The sequence below is a fragment of the Halodesulfovibrio sp. genome, assembly GCF_015482765.1.
Taxonomy (GTDB): Bacteria; Desulfobacterota; Desulfovibrionia; order Desulfovibrionales; family Desulfovibrionaceae; genus Halodesulfovibrio.
This window is the reverse complement of the sequence record NZ_JADMLB010000048.1, coordinates 1-6,712: the sequence shown is the minus strand read 5'-3', so window position 1 is coordinate 6,712 and position 6,712 is coordinate 1. Positions and strand designations below refer to the sequence as shown.

3 protein-coding genes are annotated in these 6,712 nt (G+C 44.5%); all 3 read left to right on the top strand.

The features are described 5' to 3' along the window. The first annotated feature begins 570 nt into the window (after window positions 1-570). Window positions 571-2,700, top strand: coding sequence for a SulP family inorganic anion transporter (locus tag QZY95_RS07380; protein WP_290921410.1), 2,130 nt, complete (start codon window positions 571-573; stop codon window positions 2,698-2,700). A gap of 377 nt (window positions 2,701-3,077) precedes the next feature. Beyond that, complete coding sequence (locus tag QZY95_RS07375; protein ID WP_290921408.1) at window positions 3,078-4,679, top strand: SulP family inorganic anion transporter; 1,602 nt, start codon at window positions 3,078-3,080, stop codon at window positions 4,677-4,679. Window positions 4,680-4,960: 281 nt separating this feature from the next. Next, the coding region (locus QZY95_RS07370) for an LTA synthase family protein (protein ID WP_290921405.1) at window positions 4,961-6,712 on the top strand (1,752 nt) is incomplete at its 3' end.

The window sequence follows — 6,712 nt, the reverse complement described above, 5'->3', positions numbered from 1 at the left end:
AATTGGTAGACACGCTATCTTGAGGGGGTAGTGGGCCACGCCCGTGGGAGTTCGAGTCTCCCCCTGGGCACCATGCACTTACAAAAGATCATACGAAAGTATGATCTTTTTTTTTGCCTTTTTTTCTTTCAGCATTTCCCTCTCCTTCTAGTACCTACCTGCGCGCCTTCTCCCTCCTCCAATACATTCAAAATGATAACACTCTATTAACATTGACTAATAACACAACACGCCATTTCGTTATTTTATTCACAAAATATTTTTATGTTTTTTATAACTATTTTTTATATCCGATTGTTTTTACAGATTTTTTTAAAAAAACACAGCTAAAACGCTGTTAATGACCACTAACTTAACACTTTTCAACCCCATTTTATGGTGGTACTCCTTAGTCAAGCGCTTGAGCATTTATTCACAAAGAGACTCAAAACATGTGATCGACATGCTTTCTCGACCTTTGATTGCCTGCTGCACTATTCTAGCATGATCAACGTTTTTTGTGAGGCTCAACGCACTGTTCATTCGTCAAGAAAAAAGAATAATGCAGTTTGCTGAAGGAAAGTTTTTGGAATGCTAGCCAATCTTTTCCCATTTATGAACTGGATTAAGGACTATGATACGGAGACACTCCGTTCTGATACTGTCGCGGGGTTAACAGTAGCACTAGTCCTCATTCCGCAGTCTATGGCCTACGCACAGCTTGCCGGACTCCCTGCGTACTACGGGCTTTATGCATCGTTTCTTACTCCTTTAATCGCTGCTCTTTTCGGCTCCAGCCGCCAGCTGGCTACTGGCCCTGTTGCCGTTGTGTCATTAATGACAGCAGCATCACTTGAACCACTCGCCACCATGGGCAGTGAAGGATATGTTGCTTATGCAATCCTTCTCGCGTTTATGGTCGGGGGGGTTCAGTTCCTACTCGGCATACTCAGACTTGGACTTGTTGTTAACTTCCTTTCCCATCCGGTTATCAACGGCTTCACCAACGCTGCGGCTATTATCATCGCCACCTCTCAGGTGTCCAAACTTGCCGGCGTTTCTGTAGACAAAGCAAGCCATCATTATGAAACCCTTATCAGGGTGGCAGAAAGTGCATTCAACTACACTCATCTGCCTACGCTGGGAATGGGGCTTCTCGCGTTTGCTATTATGATAGGATGCAAAAGGTATCTGCCAAAAATCCCCAATGTTCTGGCAGCGGTTCTCATCACTACCTGTCTTTCGTGGGCTATAGGATTCAACCATGATGTTACCGTTCCGGCTTCATCGATTGTATCCCCACAAGTGCAAAGTACCATTACTGTGTTCAACAGCACTCTCCAAAGTGCAGATGAACTGGCAATGGCGCGCACCTCGTTAAGTAAAAAACTTTCAGAAGCTAACGCAATCGGGGAAACACTGCGTGCGCTTAACATTCAACATGGGCTGAACACGCTGGAATTACGACTTGCAGAGGTGAAAGCGCAAAGTCACGCTCTTCGCAAGTCGCTACGCGGGATGCTCTTCAACGGTGTCGAACAATCAGACGGAACACTGGCGTTCTATTTGCAAAACGACACCCCAAAAGCCATGCAGACAGATGGTCGGACATGGCGACTGCGTGTGGGTAATAGAAAGATTACCCCGACATCAGTAACAATGATGGGGGGCGGTGCTGTTGTTGGCACTATCCCTTCCGGTCTTCCTACCTTGGAAGCACCTACTTTTGACCTATCCGTTATACTGCACCTTATCCCGTTCGCAATCATCATTTCGTTGCTCGGCTTTATGGAGGCTATCTCCATTGCCAAAGCCATGGCAGCGAAAACAGGACAGCGAATTGATCCGGATCAGGAACTGATCGGACAGGGGCTGGCAAATATGCTTGGAGCTTTTGGCAAAAGCTATCCGGTTTCCGGCTCTTTCTCCCGTTCTGCAGTCAATCTTCAAGCAGGTGCCGTAACCGGCATGTCGAGTGTGTTTACCTCTATTATGGTTGTATTCACGCTCCAGTTCTGTACTCCACTGCTCTATCATTTGCCGCAGGCAGTTTTAGCGGCAATCATTATGATGGCAGTATTCGGGTTGTTAAACGTCTCCAGCTTTGTGCATGCATGGAAAATTAAGTGGTACGATGGAGCTATCTCCGTCATTTCCTTCATCACAACGCTTGTCTATGCTCCACATTTGGACAAAGGCATTATTCTTGGCGTTGCGCTTTCGTTGGCTATGTTCCTTTACAAAAGCATGCGCCCGAATGTTTCTTTTCTCTCCCGTTCCCAAAAACAGCCACAACGTGGCGCTACCATCACGGGACTGACAAACGACAAAGACGTCTCTGTCATCCAGTTTGAAGGTCCACTCTTTTTCGCCAACGCAACTTTCTTAGAGGATATCGTTACGGAAAAGATTACAGAGAATGCATCGCTTAAACACATCATTCTCTCTGCTGGCGGCATCAACGATGTTGACTGTTCCGGTGCGGAAGCGTTGGAGCTGGTAATTGAAAAACTCCATGCCAACAACATAGAGTTTTCAATATGCTCTGCAAATAAATCGGTTATCGCCGTATTGCATAAAGCTCATCTATTAGAAAAGATCGGTACAGATCACATCTACGCCACAGCCGAAGATGCTCTCGGCACTAAACAGCCAGAGCAACATACAGGCAACGCGGGTGCAGACAGCCCGCTCCATGCCGCATGTCTTCGCGCTAGTTAGGCGGTTCCGTAAACAGGCTCAACTGTTTGAACTAAAGCGCTTTTTATGTTCAGACTGTTGAGCCTGTTCACGAGTTAAAAATTTCGTACAGAACTCTTCAAAATTTTTGATTGTAATTTCAAACCATTCAATTGACTTCTCCATGAAACTTCTCTAGTTCTCCCTTCCCGTCTTAAATTGAGCACATGCTCAATATACGACGGCATTTTTCGTTAAGGACATATTGCTCGGCACTCCAGAGACAAGACACACGGTCTTGTCTTTTTTATTGTGCTGAAGTGACCTGCTCATGTTCCTTATGCACTCCGACCAAGCTAAGTTCCGATGCCGTGCGTATCCGGCTGTCGCAGCTCAGCTTCATATAAAAAGGAATTTTCATGGAATCCAACGCTATGGTACCACGCTCTCAAGGGAGCATTCAGGCAGACATTTTTTCCGGATTAACTGTTGCATTGGCGCTGGTTCCAGAAGCTGTTGCATTTTCTTTTGTAGCAGGTGTATCACCTATTGTCGGCCTCTATGGCGCGTTCATGATGTGCCTTGTAACATCAGTACTCGGTGGCAGACCTGGAATGATTTCCGGTGCAACCGGAGCAATGGCAGTAGTTATGGTTCACCTTGTTGCAGAAGGAAATGCTATGGGTACTCCGGGTGCTAATGCCGGATTACAGTACCTATTCTTTACTCTTCTTCTTGTAGGCATACTTCAAACTCTTGCCGGTGCATTCAGACTCGGTAAACTGATTCGAATGGTACCGAGATCTGTTATGATGGGTTTTGTAAACGGCCTCGCCATCGTTATCTTTTTATCACAGCTTAAAATGTTCAAAGTCGGTGGAGAACTGCTGCAAGGTAACGACATGATGACCATGTGCGGACTTGTTGCGCTTACCATGGCAATTCTTCTTGCTGTACCTCACATCTGTAAAAAAGCACCGGGTGCCCTTATTGCCATCATATCTGTTTCTCTGCTGGTAATCTTTGCAGAAATTGACACACAAACAGTGCTCTCTTTCATCCAGTCCAATGGCGGAACTGGTATCAAAGCCGGATTACCAACATTCGCAATCCCACAGGTTCCTCTCACCCTTGAAACATTGCTTTTCATTGCACCATATGCATGCATCCTTGCTGCGATCGGGCTCATTGAATCTCTCATGACATTGAACCTGATTGATGAGCTTACTGACACACACGGGCGCGGCAACAAAGAATGTGTTGCTCAAGGTATTGCGAACATTATCAACGGATTATTTGGTGGCATGGGTGGTTGCGCCATGATTGGTCAGAGCATCATTAACATCACCTCCGGCGGTCGTGGTCGCCTTTCCGGCATCACTGCTGCTCTGGCACTGCTATTCTTCATTCTGTTTACTTCCCAGTACATCGAAATTGTACCGATTGCTGCTTTGGTGGGCGTTATGTTCATCGTAGTTATTAAAACATTTGCGTGGAGTACTTTTAAAATAATGAACAAAGTTCCGAAATGGGACGTTGTGGTTATTCTTACAGTTACCTTCCTTACTGTTAAGTATGACCTTGCAATTGCGGTACTTTGCGGTGTTATCATTTCTGCTTTGATCTTCGCGTGGGAAAACGCGTTGCGCATTCGTGCACGTAAGTTTGTCGACGATCGAGGCATCAAACACTACCAGATTTACGGCCCTCTTTTCTTTGGTTCAACAACATTGTTTATGAGTAAATTCGATGTGAAAAATGATCCTGCTAAAGTTGTTATTGACTTCGAAGAGTCACGCATCATGGATCAATCCGCTATTGAAATTATCAATAAACTTGCAGAACAATACCAACGTGCAGGGAAGACTGTTTACTTCTGGCACCTCAGTAAAGACTGTGTCCGCCTCATAGAAAAAGCGGAAGAAATTTGTGTAGTGAATGTACTTGAAGATCCAGATTACTTTGTTGCAATTGACAAATACCACGAACACCAAAAAGTAGGGACTCCTGAAGCTACGTAGCATGCAGGCTATCTAATTTTTACCGACTTTATTAGGATCTCCCAAGAGGGCCTGTTGCAAGACAACAGGCTCTTTTTTTTACCTCAAATACACGTGTGAATGTTTCACAACTTCTTTAACTGGCGATCAAAAAGTTTATCCGGTTATACAGAATATTCACTAGAAAATTTCCTTAACCCAGCCTTGACCATCCACCTGCTAACTTCCGTTTCCGACACAGACACGCTCATTAATAATAGTGACCATACTATTACGATGGCTGTTCAAGAAGGAACGAGTAAATGGATTCAAAAAAAACAATAGGCTTTCATAGATACCAAACAGTTCTGTTGGCCTTTTTCATCGCAATATCCCTGTGGACACTTGTACGCCTGGGATTACTTATCTTTTCATGGCAGGAAGCATCGCCGTCGGCCCTCGAAATTTTCAAAATATTTTCTGTCGGCTTTCTCTTTGATGTCTGCTTCTTTGCATTCGCTACAATATTACCATGCCTGTATGTTACCTTTGTCCCCCAAAAAATATGGAATTCAAGGGCGAACAAATTTTTTATCTACAGCGCATTTTTTCTTACCGTTTTTATCTTCATTTTCGGAGCAACTTCAGAATTCTTTTTCTGGGATGAATTTAACGTTCGCTTCAATTTCATTTCCGTAGACTACCTCATATACCGACGTGAAGTAGTAGATAACATTGTAGAGTCATACCCTGTTTTTGTTATTATTCCGGTATTGGCAACCATTGCTGGAATGATCACATACCAACTTCGCACGAAGCTCAACCAAGCGTTGGCTGCTCAAAATTCTTTTACCAGCAACCTTATTCCACTTGCCGGTATTCTTTTAATGGCAGCCACAGGCGGTCTTTTTGCGACAAGCGACCTGCGAAACTTCTCTAGCAACACGTACCAAAGAGAACTTGCTGCAAATGGTCCGTACCAGTTTGTTTCAGCATTTAAGAATAACGAACTGGATTATTATCAGTTCTACCCTTCAATAGAAGAGGAACAAGCAACCCATACAGTACGGGCGGAGCTAGCCGACACTACAAAGCACTATCTATCCCCAAATGATCATAGCATCTTCCGCTCTATTCAAAAGAAGGGCGAAGAAAAGCACTACAACGTCATTCTGGTCACGATTGAAAGTTTATCTCCCAGCTACCTAGAACGAAATGTTACCCCGAACCTCAATGCACTCAAAAACGAGTCCCAATACTACACTCAACTCTTTGCTACAGGAACTCGCACAACAAGAGGCCTTGAAGCACTGACGCTCTCTATTCCTCCGACACCGGGACGTTCTATCGTAAAAAGGATCGGGAATGAAAAAGGCTATCTGTCTCTTGGAAGAATTTTCGATTCAAAAGGATACGACAGTTACTACATTTACGGCGGACGCGGCTACTTTGATAATATGAATGAATTCTTCTCCGGCAACGGTTATACAATCGTTGATCAATCCTCCGTAGCCGATGAAGAAATAGGCTTTCATAATGCATGGGGCATGGCGGATGAATACCTGTATGAACAGGTCATTAAAACTGCTGATTCGTCCAGTAGTAGGAAGAAGCCTTTCTTCCTTCACGTAATGACAACATCAAATCACCGCCCATACACATATCCTGACAATCGAGTTTCTATCCCGTCCGGTGATGGTAGAACAGGAGCAGTACAATACACTGACTGGGCGATTGGCGATTTTTTGAAAAAAGTCCATTCGAAGCCATGGTTTGATAATACGATTTTTGTATTTGTGGCTGACCACCAAGCAAGCAGTGCTGGAAGAGAAAACCTGCCTGTGCGTCGCTACAGGATCCCAATGTGGATTTACGCTCCCAAAATTCTTCAGCCTAAAAAGATTGATACGCTCGCAAGCCAGATTGATGTAGCTCCGACAATTCTTGGAATATTGAACTGGTCGTATTCATCTTTCTTTTATGGTCGGGACATTGCGGCCATGAAACCTGAGGAAGGTCGAGCATTTATTGGAAACTACCAATATCTCGGGCTGTATGATGGTGAACGGATGGCC